The sequence below is a fragment of the Flavonifractor plautii ATCC 29863 genome (genome assembly GCF_000239295.1).
Classification (GTDB): Bacteria; Bacillota; Clostridia; order Oscillospirales; family Oscillospiraceae; genus Flavonifractor; species Flavonifractor plautii.
In genome coordinates, this window is sequence record NZ_JH417781.1 from 732 (window position 1) to 17,163 (window position 16,432).

Below are 16,432 nucleotides of genomic sequence, written 5' to 3' on the forward strand. Positions count from 1 at the left end.
ATCTCTCGGCGCGGAAAGTGTCCGGCAGGCTGACTGTTCTGGAACGGCTGACCCAAAAGTGGAGAAGGGCTGGTTGAGATGGACGCAAAGACATTCTATGAGCAGCTCGCCCCAGAACTGGACCCAGGTGGCTTCAAGCTGTACTTCACAGCCCAAAGGCTGACAGGCTTTGAGCTATATAAGCAGTTCCCTTATGAGGACTCCCGCGGGATGTTTGAACTGATGAACGGTCATCAGCTCATGCGCTATCTGCTGGCGGATCAGTTCCATGCCATCCGCTGGGAGATCGTACCTGGAACCTGCTACGAACGGGCCGTCCTTCTCCCTATCGACCGCACCACACCGGCATATCGGGCATTTGAGCAAAAGCTGTACACAGCGATACTGCAAAACTACCATCTAAATCCTCAGAAACAACATGATCGGAAGGAGCACGATACCAGATGAATGATGTAATTGTGATCGGCGTGGATCATGGCTATGCAGCCATGAAAACTGTCCACTTCTCCTTTCCCACCGGGTTAGTAGAGTACGAACACGAGCCGTACACCCAGAAAGATGTGCTGGAGTGCGGCGGCAGATACTATGTGGTGGGCAGCGGTCGTCAGCCCCTTCAGAGGGATAAGACCCAGACGGAGGACTACTATCTGCTTACCCTGGCAGCCATCGCCAAGGAGCTGGAGCACCGGGGTGCGGAACACACCGCCAGCATCCACCTGGCGGCGGGCCTGCCCCTGACCAGCTTTGGCCGGGACAAGAAGTCCTTCCGTTCGTATCTGTACCGGGATGGGAGTGCCATTCCTTTTCGCTATGAGGGGCAGGACTATACCATCACCATCCGAGAGGTGTCCCTGTTTCCCCAGGGCTATGCCGCCGTCCTGACCCAGACGGAGCTGCTGGACGAGCCGTCCGTCATCGTGGCAGATATAGGCGGCTGGACGGTGGATCTGATGCGTCTGGACAACCGCATCCCCAATGCTGCCTCCTGCCGGAGTCTGGAACTGGGCATGATCCGCTGTGTCGATGAAATCAGCGAACAGGTGCGCCGGTTGTTTGGGCTGTCCATGACTACCGCTCAGATCGAAAGCGCCCTGCGGGGCAGCTCCGGCGGGATGGACGAGCGAATCAGGGCGGTCATCCACGCCCAAGCAGGCAAGTATGCCCGAAACCTGCTCTCGGCAGTCACAGAGAGCGGCCTGGACATCCGAGCCATGCCCGCCATTTTCCTGGGCGGCGGAGCGGCGCTCTTAAAACGCCACCTTTCGGCCACAGACGGCCTGTGCCGCCCGCTTATCCTGGATGACGTATCCCTGAACGCTAAAGGATATGAGCGCCTTGTGGGGCAGATGTCGCGGGGTGTCGGCAATGGCAGGTAAGCGGCGGCTCAACCTTTCTTTTTCTCTGACATCACCCCAACAGCGTGATGCATGGCACATTCTCAGCTCCATCCCTGCCGGGCAGCGGACAGACACTGTGTGTCGGATGGTGTGTAAAGCGCATGAACAGGATGCCCTCCTGTCTGCCATCCGTGGGCTGATTCGGGAAGAGTTGCGCAATTTGGATCTGACAACAGAAAAAAGCCAGCAGGCACAGGCCGGGGACATGGATGAGAATGTCCTCGGCTTTCTTCTTGCCCTGCAGCAGGAAGGAGATGAGATCACCTGATACGCCATTTTGATATGTTCGCCGGGATCAGCGGTTTTCGAACGGATACAGTGTTTACAAGGTTTTGAAACATGTTTTAGAAGGGAGCAGTGACATGAATGAAGTAGGACTAAAAGATCAGTGCTTCGGCGTGGAAGTGGAACTGACCGGAATTACACGTGAACAGGCGGCACAAGCCTTGGCAGATTATTTTGGGACGGAGCCTCGCCGTGGCGATGACTACTACGACAGCTGGTATGTGCGGGATGGGGAGGGAAAAGAATGGCGGCTGATGAGTGACAGCAGCATCCGCGGCGAACACAAAGTGGGTGCCAGATACACCTCCACCTCAGATCCGAGATACCGTGTGGAGATGGTCACACCCAAACTGACCTATGCGGAATTGCCCAAATTTCAGGAATGCGTCCGCCGCGTTCGCACCGCAGGAGGAAAAGTCAATTCCTCCTGCGGTATCCACATCCATGTGGATGCTGTAAACCACAACCGGCAGTCGCTAAAAAATCTCATCGGGATCATGTACTCCAAAGAGGATATTTTGTTCAAGGCATTGCAGGTCAATGAGTCTCGGGCCTCCAGGTGGTGTCAGAAGGTACGGGAACCCATGCTGCAAAAGGCACGCAAGCTTTCATCCGAAGAAACCAAAAACCTGACACAGCTGGAAGCCATCTGGTACGAGGGGGACAACGGCAGTACAGAGCACTACAACTGGACGCGGTACTATGCGCTCAATCTCCATTCTGTGTTTTACCGAGGGACCGTGGAATTTCGCTGTTTTAACTCCACTCTCCATGCGGGCCGGGCTGCCGCTTATGTGAATCTGTGCCTTGCCATATCGGCCCAAGCCATCGCCCAGCGCAGCACCGTTATGCGCAAGACGCAAAGTGACAACGAACTGTTCACCTTCCGGGTGTGGTTGGTACGCCTTGGGTTGAATGGACCGGAGTTCAAACACACGCGGGATCATCTTCTGGCCAACTTGGACGGGGATCGGGCATGGCGCTATGACAAGGACAGTTACGATGTCAATAAGAAAAAGAAAAACCGAAGCAGTGAGGTGGCACGATGAAAATACGCATTGAAGACACCGTATACGAGGGGACCGGAACGGAGATCATGGATCAACTTCGGAAAGCTGCCTTTGACCCCACAGAGTTTCCGGACACGGAAAGCTACATCTGGCAACTTCGCAGCAATTTCATCCGCATGACGGATCAGGACTGCATTCTGCCGGATCGCGGTGTGGAGGCACAGGCACAGACCATGATCATGGCGCTGGCGAAGATCGGAGCGCTGGAGGTGTTGGACCATAACTGAAGATAAATTGTATTTCGCCTACGGCAGCAACATCAACCTGGATCAGATGGCCTACCGCTGTCCCGCGGCCCAGGTGGTGGGGCCGGTCGTGCTGGAGGGATATGAACTGCTGTTTCGTGGCAACGCAAGCGGAAATGGCGTTGCCACCATCAAGCCCAAGGAAGGTCAGCAGGTCCATGGCCTGCTTTGGCGGATCACACCAGGCTGTGAGCGGTCTCTCGATCTCTATAAGGGATATCCCCACCTATACGAAAAAGAGTCTGTTGCTGTGCGGGATAATGCGGGGCGGCAGCTGACTGTCATGGCCTACGTGATGACGGATGGGGATCGGTGGCGCTCTCCCGCCCTGCCCTCGGAATATTATTACCAGGGCATTCGGGATGGCTATCGCCAGAACGGACTGCCACTGTCCAAATTAAAACAGGCGTGGGAGTATTGTGCCAAGAAACTGGATCAAGAGAGCAGTAGACTCAACCGTATCTGCGGCGGGCAGGCCAAATCGCCCAAGAAGCAACGTGGGAAAGAGCGATAGGGGGAATGAGCGCACATGAAAGTATTAGTTGTAGAACCGCAAAAGCCCTGCCGTGTGCAGGAGATCAATAGTCTCGCAGATATGCAGCGGATCGTAGGCGGAGATATTGAAGCCGTGTACCCGTTCCAAGAGCCGGTTGCCCTGGTGTGCAATTCTGAGGGAAAGCTCCTTGGTCTGCCGATGAACCGCCCGCTACTGGATGAAGATCGCCTGCCCTATGACATCATCTGCGGGACCTTCTTTATCGCTGGGCTTGGTCAGGAGGACTTTGTTTCCCTGACGGATGAGCAGCTTCAGCGGTACAAGTCCCTGTACGACAACGTGCAGATCCTTCCTGTGCGAACGGCAACCGGAGAACAGGGACGGATCGTTGGCGATCAACGCATAAAAAAGAAAGGGAAATCTGACCATGAGAGATAAATACATTTTGACCGCAGAGTCTGTTACCGAGGGCCACCCTGACAAACTCTGCGACACCATCGCGGATTCTGTTCTGGATGCCTGTCTGAAGGGTGACTCCTCCGCCCATGTGGCCTGCGAAGTACTGGCCACAGCTGGCAAAGTGCTGGTGGCCGGAGAGATCTCGGCAAAGATCATGCCGGATATCCCCTCCATTGTCTGCCGGACCATCCGGGAAGCTGGGTACACTGGGCTGGACTATGAGATCGAGGTCATCACCCACGATCAGAGCGACGATATTGCTCACGCTGTGCGGGAAGGAGTCCAGACCGGGGCTGGCGACCAGGGGATCATATATGGCTTTGCCTGTGATGAGACAGAATCCTGTCTGCCTCTGCCGGTGATCCTGGCCCACCGGCTCACCCGGCTGCTGACCAACGCCAGAAAAACCGGGATGATCCAGGGCCTGCGTCCGGACGGCAAGGCGCAGGTGTCTGTGGAGTACAACTTCGATATCCCCGTGCGTCTTGCATCGGTGGTTCTGTCCTGCCAGCATGCCCCTGAGAAAAATCTGGACCAGCTGCGAGAGGAACTCATGGACCATGTGATCCAGCCCGCACTGCGGGAGCTGCCGCCCGATACGAATACAGAGATCCTGATCAATCCATCAGGGCGGTTTGTCTACGGCGGATTTGAGGCGGATGCCGGCCTCACGGGCCGCAAGCTGATGGTGGATACCTATGGCGGACTGGCACCTCACGGCGGCGGCGCGCTGTCTGGTAAAGACTCCACCAAGGTGGACCGCAGCGGAGCCTACATGGCCCGCTATATTGCAAAAAACATTGTATCTGCCGGTCTTGCGGCTCGCTGTACAGTCACTCTGGCCTATGCCATTGGCAAGGCTGAACCCGTGGCGGTCAACGTGGACACCGATGGGACCGGCAAATACCGGGATGATGTGCTGGAACAGGCCGTCCAGGCGGTCTTTGACCTGACCCCCGCCGGGATGCGCCACACCCTCGGACTGGACAAGCCCATCTTCGCTCAGCTCTGCAACTATGGCCACTTTACCCATCCGGACGCTCCCTGGGAGCAGACGGATAAAGTGGAGGTACTGTGCAACGCCTGTCGCATCAAGGAAGCAGGTGTGTCGGACCGTTGAAACATGTTGCCTCCTGTTCCTTTGGTAAGGACAGCCTTGCCACCATATTACTGGCTCTGGAACATGGGGAGCCTCTGGATGAGGCAGTATACTGTGAGGTCATGTTCGACAAGGAGATCTCCGGCGAGGTGCCGGAACACCGAGATTTTATCTACACCACCGCCATCCCTGCTTTAGAACGCAGGGGTGTGAAGGTAACCGTCCTGCGCAGTGAGAAAACGTATGTGGATCTCTTCACAGGCAAAATCACACGTGGTCCCAAGAAGGGCCTTCTGCGTTCTTTTCCCATCTGCGGACGGTGTGCTGTTCAGAGAGATTGCAAGCTGAAACCGATCCTGCGATACCAAAAAACGCTGCCGCCCGACACAGTTCAGTATATTGGGATCGCCAAGGACGAGCAGGAACGGCTGCTTCGATTGGCCGGGAACCGGGTCTCCTTACTGGACAAGTACAACTGTACAGAGGAAGATGCAAAGCAGCTCTGCCAGCGTGCAGGGCTGCTTTCGCCTGTCTACACATTTACAACCCGCGGGGGCTGCTGGTTCTGCCCTAACGCCAAAAGGAAAGAACTGCGCCATCTCTATGACTACCACCCAAACCTGTGGGAACGGATGTTGGAGCTGCAGGCCTTGCCCAACAAGGTAAGCGAGAAATTCAATCGCAGCGAGACCTTCTCCGACATTGACGCGGAGTTTCGTTTGGAAGATGCGCAGGAGAGTCTGTTCCAAAATGCTGCATAAAAAAGGAGATGAGAACAACGAGCAATCAGAAATATGAAATCACGGAGATCTCACACGAAAAGTATCCCTTCCTTCATCGTATCCGGGCGCTCCGAGATGTGAGTGCGGAGGTCAGCGCCGGTGATTTAGGTGGCTTCGTGGAGAGCGAGAGCAACCTTTCCTTTGAGCCGGACGATACCGCATGGATTTTTGACGATGCCATTGCCTGTAATGACGCCTATGTTGACAAGGAGGCTGTTCTGCGCGGAGAGGCGGTCGTCTGCGACAACGCCTATATCTCTATGGGCGCTGTCCTTTCCGGCCATGCGCGGGTAGAGGACAATGCCTATATACGCGGCGCTGTGCTCAGCGCTTCTGCCAGGGCCTCCGGTTTTTCCATGATCCTCAATGACAAGGATACCATGGGCGTTCCCATTCTGTCCGGCCACTGCGCGGTCTATGGCAAAGTATCCGGGGATGTGCGTCTGACAGGCAGCGCATTGGTGATCAGCGGTGAGGAAATCCGCAACGATACACTGGACACCCTGGTGATCAGCGGGAAAAACCGTTCTGTGATCCGGGATTCGTCCCGAGACGAACTGGCTCCTCAACAGCCAGCTCCTTCTCCCCCCAAGAAACAGAAAGGCTGTGAGATGAGCAGATGAGCAACTTTTTTGAGCAGGAACTCCGCAAACTGTTTGCGGACGGGGCTGTGATCCATGATCCGGTCTTTGTAGGCCGTGCCTGCCTGGGTGGCTTGGACAGAAACCGTCAGGTGAGGGCTGAATTTGTTACATTGGGCCATGCGGACCACTATGCCGCTCTCCGCCTGACGCTGCTGGACAGCAGTCAGGGTGTGGTGGACAAGCTGACTCTTCGTTTCAAGGATGTATGGGGAAAACAGAAGATCCCCAACAACCCCTACCTGCGGGATGGCGTTGATCCGCATATTTGGGTAGATGGTGACCGAATCGATTGGTATGCCTACCATCCCTCCCAGGAGGACTACCGGCAGCTCCGGCAAATGGCCAGCGACTATGTGGGGACTTTTCGCATTCAAGTCCCGGCAAAAGACCACGGGCCCAAATTGGTGTACATCTGCGCGCCCCTCCGAGGTGAGGTAGAGAAAAACATTGAGTTCGCCAGACAGAAAGCCCAGGAAGTCTTTCAGGCGGGCGACATCCCAGTCTGCCCCCATCTCATGTTCCCACCCATCGCAGATCCGGGCGATCCGGTGCAGGATCAGGCCGCACGGGAGATGGGCCTTCGGCTGGTAGAAAAGTGTCAGCAGGTCAATGTCTATGGACCGGTCACGGAAGGGATGTGGGCGGAGATCCATCGCGCCAATAAACTGGATATCCCAGTGGTAACCGATTTGAAAACGAAGGGACGCACTTCGCCCAGAAGAAAGAAAAGCGCCAAGCGCGAGGAGGTCAAATGATCCGAGAAAAGACCACGGAGGACTTGCGGCACATGACCGATGAGGAGGGGCTGATCCTCCAGGGCTGCGGCGGCGACCTTCAGGAATGGGTGGACGGCATCAACGAGCTGCTTACTCAGGAAGGAATCCTGCTGAACGGCTCCAAGTTCGAAAACGCGGCCACATTCCAGCACGACGGTCTCACAAACCTGCTGCTCTCTTTTGATGGGGTTCAGCTGAATGTGGGAAAGCTTGCGATGTGGCGGATTCAGACACACAGCCAGTTTGGAGGCACTTGGCTGTCCGACTATGTACCCAACCGGCTGGGTGGTTTCCTGGGGCAGCCCCACCAGCAGGAGCGATCGAAACCGTACTGTTCGCTGATTGAACAAGACGGTAACATCTTCAACCTGATGGGGGCAGCGTCCAGAACCCTCCGGGAGCATGGCATGGGTGACCAGGCCAAAGAGATGTGCGACCGCATCACCGGAGGGAATTGCCACAGTTACCATGAGGCGCTGTGTATCATCAGCGAATATGTGGAGACGGAACTGTCCGCGCTCCAAGATCAATCCAAAGGAAAGAAGGAGAAACATGCCTATGAGCGATAACATCACTGCGATCCGTCCCAGTTGGGAGATTATCCACGGCGACGCGCTGAAGGTCCTGCGCGAGTTTGCCCCTAATACCTTCGATGCGGTCATCACCGATCCCCCCTATGCCTCCGGGGGTCGGACCCAGGCGGAGAAAAACAAGTCCACCGACAAGAAATATTCCAGCATGGGGGAAAGCGCGCCCCCTCCCTTTGACGGCGACTCCAAGGATCAGCGATCCTGGACCCGCTGGGCCGCTGAATGGCTCTATGATGCCCGCAAGGTCTGTAAACCCGGTGCCCCTGTGTGCATGTTCATCGATTGGCGGCAGCTCCCCGCGGCCACTGATGCGCTCCAGTGGGCGGGGTGGATCTGGCGCGGTACCGCTGTATGGGACAAAGGCAACAGCCGTCCCCAGAAGGGCCGTTTCCGCCAGCAGGCTGAGTACATTGTCTGGGGTTCCAACGGGGATATGCCTATCAGCAGACCAGTCCCCTGTCTGCCCGGCGTATTCAAGTACGGCAATCCCCAGAACCGCATCCACCTGACGGAAAAGCCCTTGCAGCTCATGCGGGATGTGGTAAAGATCACCGAGCCGGGAGGGCGTATTCTGGACCCCTTTGCCGGTTCCGGCAGCACGGTGCTGGCTGCCGTGCTGGAGGGTTACTCCGCCACTGGCATCGAGGTTACGGATGCCTATGCCGCCCTGTCCAAGGAACGGATTGAGCGGGAACTGGCCCAGGGTGTGTGACGGCGTACTGTCTGCCGATTGTCCTTGATGAGTTTTCTGGTAGTATATTGTAGTTTGGGCAGGGTGTCACATTAGACACCCTGCCCGGATTTTTTAACCTTCAGGGTGCTAACATAGACACCCTTGTATGGAGATGAGTTTATGTCAGAGGAATATTGAGCATTCCAGCCTGCAAGGCAGACATCACCTCTCTGGTCCAGAGCGGTGATTTTTCTTTTCCATGGAGCTGGCAGGCTCTGCCTGCCATGATTATAATCCACTTACCGCTTGAAAATAGGCCCTGCTTCGGCGGGGCCGAGCCAACGCCGCCTAGGGCGGCGTTGGGCAAGCATAGCGCAAATGTACATTTTGCGCGCTTGCAGGGGAAACCCCTGACCCCAATGCCGCCTGCGGGCGGAAGGTTTGCGGCAGAGCCGCAGAAAGGAGGCACGCTTGGGACTCCCCAAAGAAAAACACCATCTGCACATCGAACTGACGCCGGAGCAGTATCAGCAACTCTGCCAGCAGGCCAAACTCTGCGGGCTGTGTAAACGGGCTTATATCGTCCGGCTCATCGATGGGACTCCGATTCGGGCCAGACCCTCCCAGGAGATCAAGGATCTCCGCACGGAGATCCATCACATCGGCAATAACATCAACCAGATCGCCCGCAGCGTCAATGCCGGTATCGCCACGGCAGAGGATGCCAGGCGTGGACTGTTCCTGCTGGATAAAGTCTATGAGTTGATGTACCAGGTGGCCAATCCGTAATGGCTGTCACCAAGATCCTGGCTCGAAAAGGTCGGTTGGATATCGGGATCGACTATATCCTGAATGGCGATAAGACGGAGCAGAAGATCCTCACCGCCCATCAGGGCTGTGAGCCAGGCCGGGAGTGCCGTCAGATGCTGGAGACGAAACGGGACACCGAAAACATGGGGGGCGTCCAGTATTACCATATTGTCCAGTCCTTCAAGCCCGGTGAAATCTCTCCCGAGCTGGCTCTGGAAATTGCCAAGACTTTCGCTGCGGAGCATCTGAACGGTTACGAGGCGGTAATTGCTACCCATGTGGATCGGGGGCACATCCACTCACACATTGTGTTCAACTCCGTGAACGCGGACACCGGCGAGAAATATCATAGCAATGCCAGAAGCTATTACTGCCAGATCCGGGCCATCTCAGACCGGCTGTGCCGGGAGCACGGCCTCTCCGTGATTCTCTCTGGAGAGGCCTCCAAATCCATGAGCTATGTGGAGTGGCTGCGTCAATCCAAGGGTCAACCCACCTTCCGCTCCATGCTGGAGGCGGATCTCCGGGAGTCCATTGAGGACGCCAATGACCTGGGACACTTCTTCCTGCTCATGGAGCACAAGGGCTACGAGATCCGCCACGGAAACCGTCTGGGATTCCGTCTGCGGGGGCAGGAGCGGTTTCAGTATCCAGGCAGAAAAAATGCCGCATTCACAGAGGACAGTATCCGTGCCGCCATCCTGGGCAATTTGGAGGAAATCGAGACAGGTCAACGGGCCGCTTTTGCGGACAGACCCATGTTTCGTCCCTACCGCAGACACCCCAAACACACGGGCTTTTTGGCCCTGTACGTTCATTATCTCTACCTGCTGGGAAAAATCGAACAGCGACAGTATCCCCCCAGGATGACGCCGCACCTGCGGCAGGAAGTCATGAAGTTTGAGCAGTACCGAACACAGTTCGCTTTTCTGCGAGAGAACAACATTTCCACCACTGACGAAATGACTGCCTATCAAAGCCGCACAGAGGAAACGCTGGCCAATCTGATGAAGCAGCGCACCATCCTCAATGTGCGCAAAAAGAAGCGGCAGGCGGTGTACGACGCCTTGGCGGATGTGGAGGCCCTGGCACCGGCCAAGGCACTCTATGAGAACGGGCTGTCCGGCATGGAAGATGAGTTTGCCCGCTACATGGAGGCCGTGCGTCTGCTGGAGCGGTGCGGCGTCCCATCAGAGCATCTGACTCAAGAAAAAACGGAGGTGTATAACCAACTTGCCGATCTGAACCGGCAGATCCGCGCAGAACGCAAAAAGCTGGACCTGTGCCGGGAAATCCAGACGGCAAGTAAGCAGATGGAAGAAGATATCCGCAAAACCGAAACAAGAGGAAAAGAGGTGGAACACGATGAACATCGGAGGCGGTGAGGCTGCCGACCAGATGGTTCGCATGATGTTGACCGGCACAGAAGTGACGGTTCGGCTGGGTGCATCCGCTCTCAAAAATCTACTGGCCATCACGCTGGCTTTGGCAAAGCATCACAAGACCCTGTCCGGGAAGGTCAACATGGGAAAAATGCTCAGGGAGACACGGGATATCCGAATGTTCCCAATGTCGCCGGAACAGTATCAGGCATTCAAGCAGAGGGCAGTCAAACAGAAGATCCTGTTTTCTGTCATCCGGGATTCGGATGGTCGCGGCAAGGTGGTAGATGTGGCCATGCCAGTCACAGAGCTGGAGCGCGCCAATCTCATTTTTGCGCGCATCCGATACCTTCCGCAGGATCGCCAGAGTACACCAGCCAAGGAGCAAGCCCCCATGCGGGATTCCGTGATCCGGGAGGAAAAAACGCCAAAAAAAGAGTCTCGGTCGGAGTTCGACTTGGCCGGTATCAGCGGCAGCTCCAGTATCTCCAAGAGCGAAATCAGTACGGAGACGACCCATGAGCGCCCCTCTGTTCTGGCACAGCTGAAGGGGTACCGGGAGCAGCTGAATCGGCAGCACAAAGCGGCTCCGGCCAGAAACAGACAAAAAGGACACCCCAAACAGAGATAATGCCCCTACTGTTGGGGAGTATGTTCACACTCACAATCGATTACAAACAAGTCATTTGGTGTGCAGTTTAGCAATAAACACAGGGTTTCAATTCGCTCCAATTTGATAGACTGAGTTTCATTGTTCACCATGCGGTTGAAATTCTGATAGCTCATTCCAAGTTGCTTATAGAGCCAATATTTTGTCCTGCCCTGTTTCTCCAGCAATGCCAACACATTTAGTTTTACCATATCTCATGCTCCTATTATCTAATGTTGTAGTTAGATAATATGGAATTGCCCACCTAAAGGTATAGACTATTACATTGGATAATGTTATAGTCTATACCTAGGGAGGAGTGGTTTATGCATGAGCAAGAACTACGGCAGCACCGTTGCTGCTTTACGGGACACAGGCCAGAAAAGCTGAAAATTCCCGAAGAACCGCTATGTGTACAATTAGGACTGGAAATCGACCGAGCGATAGAAGATGGGTTTACTACATTTATTTCAGGTATGGCAAAGGGGGTAGATATTTGCGCGGCAGAGCTGGTTCTTAAACGCAGAGTATCAGATAACCGACTGAAGCTGATCTGCGCACTTCCGTATGAAATTTTTGGGCTTCATTGGAGTGCGTCTTGGACTAGTCGTTATGTGGAGGTGATACGGCACGCAGATATGGTGCGCTGCATTAGTAGGGAGTTCTCCTATTCCGCATACCAGCGCCGCAATGAATGGATGGTAGATCACTCCGGACGGGTGATTGCGGTCTATACAGGTGAGAGCGGCGGAACCAGAAATACCATCGCTTATGCCAAACAACAGCACATTCCGTGTGTTATCATCACACCATAAATAGGGGGACTCAGCAGACGAATCCATCTGCTGAGTCCCCTGTGTTTTGTCTGGAGGTGAGTTTTCATGAAACAAAGCTCCAGGGCCGGGGACATTATCCTGGCCCTGTTTTTCTATGTTCCGGTGGTCTGGGGCGCATTGCTCATTGCCCAATCCTTGGGGCGTGGATTGCCGGAACTTCTTACCAACCTGACAACGGCGCTCCAGCACCCGCTGGATATCCATTGGACAGACAAAAGCCTGCTGTCCATCCTGATCTGCACCAGCCTCTATATCATGGGCCTATGCGTCTACGCCTCTGAGCAACGGCGCACTCGGGACGGCGAGGAGCACGGCTCCGCTGCCTGGGGATCTCCACGGCAGGTCAATGCCATGTTCCGCCAAAAAGAGAACAAGATCCTGACCCGCCATGTCCGCCTGGGCCTGGACACCCACAAGCACCGCCGCTCCCTCAACGTCCTGGTTATTGGCGGCAGCGGCGCGGCTAAGACCCGCAGCTATGTGAAACCAAACATTCTGGAGGCCAACACCAATTATGTCATTACCGACCCGAAAATGGAGGTGCTCACAGCCACCGGAGGGTGGCTGAAAAGCAAGGGATATGACATCCGGGTACTCAACCTGGTCAACCTGGAGGAGTCGGACGGGTATAACCCATTCCGCTATCTGAAAGATGAAAAAGATGTCCTCAAGCTGGTTAATAATCTCATCCAGGCTACCACACCAAAGGGCAGCCATGAATCTGATCCGTTCTGGACCAGTGCGACTCGTTCGCTGACGGTAAAAAGTCAGCGGACAAACAACAAAATACCGTTGTTTGGATAACTGGTAATTCGACAGGTGGAATGACGGGGTAACGCCCTGAAACGCCTGCCCTCGGTGGGCGTGCATCGGCTGCAAAGCCGGTGTACGAAGCCCCACGACAACGGCTGAGAGCAACCGTAGCCGCCGCCAACGGTGACCGAAAGCGGTCTGGAGGCAGACTGTGTTGCCTATAGGCCAAGGGTCTATAAAATACCCATGGTTAGAATGTTCGCCCTGGCAGGCGAACTGACGAATCCGCGAATGTACGGGTCTATAAGAAGACCATATAGAAATGTATGGGTGCGTTCAAGCGCAGCCGGTGTGGTTTAGTAGAAATTTGCCCTACGAACGACCATGTTGTGTTACAGGCACATCCCAGCCGGCAGGCTCATAGCGGAAACCTAAAGGTATAGATGCACAGATAGAATTACCGGAACGAGGAAAGGCAGCGGCTTTCGCAAGAAAGAACCCGGCGAAGAACAATAAGCGGGTGAACCGCTGCTGAAAAGTAGTGATCGAACCGAAGAAGTCCCTGTAATGGGGATGGAGGAATGGTCACAAGTCGAATTGTGGAAACAGGCATTATTCAATCCAATCATAAGGATTCGAGTAAGACCAAAAGGGTCACTTTTCCAAACGGGAGGTGATGCCTTATGCCAAAAGAAAGGAAAAGAGTCCTGTGTATGGACGCCCAGCGGCACGCCGAGTATTACGGTATGCAGCGGACATTTGACGAACTGTACGCCAAAAGCAAAGCCGGTGAAACATTCACCGGCCTGATGGAACTGGTATTAAGCCCGGACAACATCATGCTGGCCTACAGAAATATCAAGACCAACACAGGCAGCTACACAGCAGGAACAGACAAGCAGAATATCGGTGACATTGGACGGCTTCCACCGGCTGAGGTCATCGGTAAGGTCAGAAAAATTGTCACAGGCAGCGAACACGGCTACCGTCCCAAACCAGTGCGCCGGAAGGACATTCCAAAGCCAAACGGCAAAACCAGGCCGCTGGGTATTCCCTGTATCTGGGACAGATTGGTGCAGCAATGCATCAAACAAATCCTGGAACCCATCTGTGAGGCAAAGTTCAGCAACAACAGCTATGGGTTCCGCCCGAATCGGTCAGTAGAGCACGCAATTTCCCGTACTTACTCCCTGCTGCAACGGGCACATTTACACTATGTTTTGGAGTTCGACATCAAAGAATTCTTTGACAATGTGAACCACAGCAAACTGATCAAGCAGCTCTGGACTATGGGCATCCAGGACAAACAGCTTCTGTTTGTCCTCAAGCGTATCCTGAAGGCTCCTATCCGTATGCCGGACGGCAGCACCGTCTACCCGACTAAGGGAACGCCCCAGGGCGGGATCATCTCCCCACTGTTGGCCAATGTGGTACTCAATGAGCTGGATCACTGGATTGACAACCAATGGTTGGATCACCCGGTGGCAAACCATTATGGCAAATGGCGCACCATCCGTACCTCAGAAGTATTTGACAAGAGCTACGGTTATCAGAAAATGCGGATCAGCAATCTCAAGGAAATGTTCATCGTGCGCTATGCGGATGACTTCCGTATCTTCTGCCGGAACCGAGAGGACGCGGAGAAGACCATGGAAGCTGTCACAAGATGGATTGCCGAACGGTTAAAGCTGGAGGTCTCCCCGGAGAAAACACGCATTGTCAATGTCCGAAAGCGATACTCCGAGTTTCTTGGCTTCAAAATCATGGTGTACCACAAGGGCGGGAAGTATGTCGTGAAGTCCCACATCTGTGACAAAAAGCTACAGTTGGAAGAAAGCAAGCTGGTGGAGCAGGCAAAGCGCATCGCAAAGCCAGCCCGAGGGCGGACGCAGCCGGACGAAATCGGCCTGTTTGACGAAATGGTGTTGGGCATCCAGAACTACTACAGGATCGCTACCTGTATCAGTCTGGACTGCCGGAAAATCCACCGCAGAGTTATGACAGTGCTGACCAACCGTCTGAACACGGAAACCGGCTGTCAACTCGTCCGGGAGGGCGGTGCCATGACGGACAGTGAAAAGGAGCGTTTCGGCGCTTCTCAAATGGTGCGGTATGTGTCCGGTATCAACCGGCCAATCTACCCCATTGCGTTCATCAAGTATAAAACCGCAATCGGAATCAGCGCCGCCGTCTGCTGCTTCTCTCCGACGGGACGGAAAAAGATACACGATAATCTGGAGATGGATACGACCCTGTTTGCGTATCTGCGGGAACATCCGCCGCAAGGCCACAGTCTGGAATACGCCGATTGCAGGCTCTCCCTGCTGTCTGCCCAGAAGGGCAAGTGCGCTGTCAGCGGCGAATGGTTCTTGCAGCCGGACAGTATCGTGTGTCACATGAAGGTTCCAAAGGAGCAAGGCGGCCAGGAGCGATACAGCAATCTGGTGCTGCTCCACAGGCGGTATCTGCCCTTGCTGACCGACCAGGACACGGCCGCTCTCAAGAGCGTCTGCAAGCAACTGACTGTAACAAGAAAACAACTGACCAAAATCAACAACCTGCGCACCGCTGCGAAATTGGCGGAAATCTGAACAACTTTCTATTGGTGATTGATTAAATGCCTGATAACACAATCGATGGAACGCCGGATGCGGTGAAAGTCGCATGTCCGGTGTGGAGTGGGGGAAAATCCGGCGATTACTTCAAAGGATTACCTATCACTATAGGCGGAGACGGCGCTCCTCCAGGCCATCATCCTCATGCTGTTCCAGGAGGCCCCGGAGTATGAGCAGAACTTCTCCATGGTCATGCGGGTACTGGAATACGCGGAGGTTCGAGAGGAGGATGACGAGTATCTTTCCCCCCTGGATCTGCTGTTCCAGGCCATGGAACGGGAGAACCCGGAGAGCGTGGCTCTCAGGCAGTACAAAGTATTCAAGCAGAGCGCGGGCAAGACAGCCAAGAGCATCCTGGTATCCGCCGCGGTTCGTCTGGCCCCCTTTAACCTGCCCCAGATTCGGGCCATCACGGATCACGACGATATGGACCTCTATACCCTGGGAGAAAAGAAATGCGCTCTCTACGCCGTGATCCCGGACAATGACAACACCTTCAATTTCTTGGTGTCCCTGCTCTATTCCCAGGCGTTTCAGATGCTTTATTACAGCGCAGACCAGATCCATCATGGGGCGCTGCCCCGGCACGTCCACTTTGTATTGGATGAGTTTGCGGCTATGCCGCTGCCAGGGTACACCCGTGAATTGGCCACCATGCGTTCCCGCAACATTTCCTCCAGCACCATCATTCAGAACATGGCCCAGATCAAGGAGCTGTACAAGGACTCCTGGGAAACCATCCCCGGCAACTCGGACACCATCCTCTATCTGGGCGGCAACGAGCAGAGCACCCATAAGTACATCTCTGAGGCCCTGGGCAAGGCCACCATTGATACAGTGCGCCCAGATAGGGCGTTGAGCAAAGTAGTGT

21 protein-coding genes are annotated in these 16,432 nt (G+C 54.9%); 20 read left to right on the forward strand and 1 reads right to left on the reverse strand.

Annotated features, from left to right (window positions below):
• The first annotated feature begins 78 nt into the window (after nucleotides 1–78).
• From HMPREF0372_RS09990 to HMPREF0372_RS10065, 16 genes are all read left to right on the forward strand, one after another.
• Nucleotides 79–447 (forward strand): hypothetical protein, encoded by a 369-nt coding sequence (locus tag HMPREF0372_RS09990; RefSeq protein WP_007491742.1) that lies wholly within the window; start codon nucleotides 79–81, stop codon nucleotides 445–447.
• Nucleotides 444–1,376 carry a ParM/StbA family protein gene (locus HMPREF0372_RS09995; protein ID WP_007491744.1) on the forward strand — a complete coding sequence of 311 codons (933 nt, stop codon included), beginning with the start codon at nucleotides 444–446 and terminating at the stop codon, nucleotides 1,374–1,376. Before HMPREF0372_RS09990 ends, HMPREF0372_RS09995 begins: the two co-directional genes overlap by 4 nt.
• Nucleotides 1,366–1,665, forward strand: a complete 300-nt coding sequence (locus tag HMPREF0372_RS20595; protein WP_230979274.1) for a hypothetical protein — start codon at nucleotides 1,366–1,368, stop codon at nucleotides 1,663–1,665. The genes HMPREF0372_RS09995 and HMPREF0372_RS20595 overlap by 11 nt, the downstream gene beginning before the upstream one ends.
• A gap of 94 nt (nucleotides 1,666–1,759) precedes the next feature.
• Nucleotides 1,760–2,731 carry an amidoligase family protein gene (locus HMPREF0372_RS10005; RefSeq protein WP_007491747.1) on the forward strand — a complete coding sequence of 324 codons (972 nt, stop codon included), beginning with the start codon at nucleotides 1,760–1,762 and terminating at the stop codon, nucleotides 2,729–2,731.
• On the forward strand, nucleotides 2,728–2,979 hold the full coding sequence (locus HMPREF0372_RS10010; protein ID WP_007491749.1) for a hypothetical protein: 252 nt from the start codon (nucleotides 2,728–2,730) through the stop codon (nucleotides 2,977–2,979). Before HMPREF0372_RS10005 ends, HMPREF0372_RS10010 begins: the two co-directional genes overlap by 4 nt.
• 7 nt (nucleotides 2,980–2,986) lie before the next feature.
• On the forward strand, nucleotides 2,987–3,511 hold the full coding sequence (locus HMPREF0372_RS10015; protein WP_007491751.1) for a gamma-glutamylcyclotransferase family protein: 525 nt from the start codon (nucleotides 2,987–2,989) through the stop codon (nucleotides 3,509–3,511).
• A 15-nt stretch (nucleotides 3,512–3,526) separates the two neighbouring features.
• Complete coding sequence (locus HMPREF0372_RS10020; protein ID WP_007491753.1) at nucleotides 3,527–3,931, forward strand: DUF3846 domain-containing protein; 405 nt, start codon at nucleotides 3,527–3,529, stop codon at nucleotides 3,929–3,931.
• Nucleotides 3,921–5,072, forward strand: a complete 1,152-nt coding sequence (metK, locus tag HMPREF0372_RS10025; RefSeq protein ID WP_007491755.1) for a methionine adenosyltransferase — start codon at nucleotides 3,921–3,923, stop codon at nucleotides 5,070–5,072. The genes HMPREF0372_RS10020 and metK overlap by 11 nt, the downstream gene beginning before the upstream one ends.
• Nucleotides 5,069–5,812: an adenine nucleotide alpha hydrolase family protein gene (locus HMPREF0372_RS10030; RefSeq protein WP_007491757.1), complete on the forward strand. Its 744-nt coding sequence runs from the start codon at nucleotides 5,069–5,071 to the stop codon at nucleotides 5,810–5,812. The genes metK and HMPREF0372_RS10030 overlap by 4 nt, the downstream gene beginning before the upstream one ends.
• A 98-nt stretch (nucleotides 5,813–5,910) precedes the next feature.
• Nucleotides 5,911–6,456 (forward strand): hypothetical protein, encoded by a 546-nt coding sequence (locus tag HMPREF0372_RS10035; RefSeq protein ID WP_230979275.1) that lies wholly within the window; start codon nucleotides 5,911–5,913, stop codon nucleotides 6,454–6,456.
• Complete coding sequence (locus HMPREF0372_RS10040) at nucleotides 6,453–7,232, forward strand: DUF7768 domain-containing protein (RefSeq protein WP_007491760.1); 780 nt, start codon at nucleotides 6,453–6,455, stop codon at nucleotides 7,230–7,232. Before HMPREF0372_RS10035 ends, HMPREF0372_RS10040 begins: the two co-directional genes overlap by 4 nt.
• Nucleotides 7,229–7,822 (forward strand): hypothetical protein, encoded by a 594-nt coding sequence (locus HMPREF0372_RS10045; RefSeq protein WP_007491762.1) that lies wholly within the window; start codon nucleotides 7,229–7,231, stop codon nucleotides 7,820–7,822. The genes HMPREF0372_RS10040 and HMPREF0372_RS10045 overlap by 4 nt, the downstream gene beginning before the upstream one ends.
• Nucleotides 7,812–8,555 carry a DNA-methyltransferase gene (locus HMPREF0372_RS10050; protein ID WP_007491764.1) on the forward strand — a complete coding sequence of 248 codons (744 nt, stop codon included), beginning with the start codon at nucleotides 7,812–7,814 and terminating at the stop codon, nucleotides 8,553–8,555. Before HMPREF0372_RS10045 ends, HMPREF0372_RS10050 begins: the two co-directional genes overlap by 11 nt.
• Nucleotides 8,556–8,987: 432 nt before the next feature.
• Nucleotides 8,988–9,305 carry a plasmid mobilization protein gene (locus HMPREF0372_RS10055; RefSeq protein WP_039997179.1) on the forward strand — a complete coding sequence of 106 codons (318 nt, stop codon included), beginning with the start codon at nucleotides 8,988–8,990 and terminating at the stop codon, nucleotides 9,303–9,305.
• Nucleotides 9,305–10,711 (forward strand): relaxase/mobilization nuclease domain-containing protein, encoded by a 1,407-nt coding sequence (locus HMPREF0372_RS10060; RefSeq protein WP_007491767.1) that lies wholly within the window; start codon nucleotides 9,305–9,307, stop codon nucleotides 10,709–10,711. Before HMPREF0372_RS10055 ends, HMPREF0372_RS10060 begins: the two co-directional genes overlap by 1 nt.
• The gene (locus HMPREF0372_RS10065; RefSeq protein WP_007491769.1) at nucleotides 10,692–11,339 is read left to right on the forward strand and encodes a DUF3801 domain-containing protein; all 648 of its coding nucleotides are present in this window, start codon (nucleotides 10,692–10,694) and stop codon (nucleotides 11,337–11,339) included. The genes HMPREF0372_RS10060 and HMPREF0372_RS10065 overlap by 20 nt, the downstream gene beginning before the upstream one ends.
• A gap of 5 nt (nucleotides 11,340–11,344) precedes the next feature.
• Here the strand turns inward: HMPREF0372_RS10065 and HMPREF0372_RS10070 are convergent, their stop codons facing one another.
• Entirely contained in the window at nucleotides 11,345–11,569 is a 225-nt protein-coding gene (locus HMPREF0372_RS10070; RefSeq protein ID WP_007491771.1) for a helix-turn-helix domain-containing protein, read from the reverse strand.
• A gap of 114 nt (nucleotides 11,570–11,683) precedes the next feature.
• Here HMPREF0372_RS10070 and HMPREF0372_RS19170 point away from each other — a divergent pair, with 114 nt between their 5' ends.
• The 4 genes from HMPREF0372_RS19170 to HMPREF0372_RS10085 form a co-directional block, all read left to right on the forward strand.
• Nucleotides 11,684–12,172, forward strand: coding sequence for an SLOG family protein (locus HMPREF0372_RS19170; RefSeq protein ID WP_007491773.1), 489 nt, complete (start codon nucleotides 11,684–11,686; stop codon nucleotides 12,170–12,172).
• 66 nt (nucleotides 12,173–12,238) lie between these two features.
• Entirely contained in the window at nucleotides 12,239–12,997 is a 759-nt protein-coding gene (locus HMPREF0372_RS10075) for a type IV secretory system conjugative DNA transfer family protein (protein ID WP_007491775.1), read from the forward strand.
• Between the two features lie 662 nt (nucleotides 12,998–13,659).
• Entirely contained in the window at nucleotides 13,660–15,537 is a 1,878-nt protein-coding gene (gene ltrA / locus HMPREF0372_RS10080; RefSeq protein ID WP_007491778.1) for a group II intron reverse transcriptase/maturase, read from the forward strand.
• 168 nt (nucleotides 15,538–15,705) lie between these two features.
• Nucleotides 15,706–16,432, forward strand: a 727-nt coding sequence (locus HMPREF0372_RS10085; RefSeq protein ID WP_007491789.1) for a VirD4-like conjugal transfer protein, CD1115 family, incomplete at its 3' end; no start/stop codon positions are given.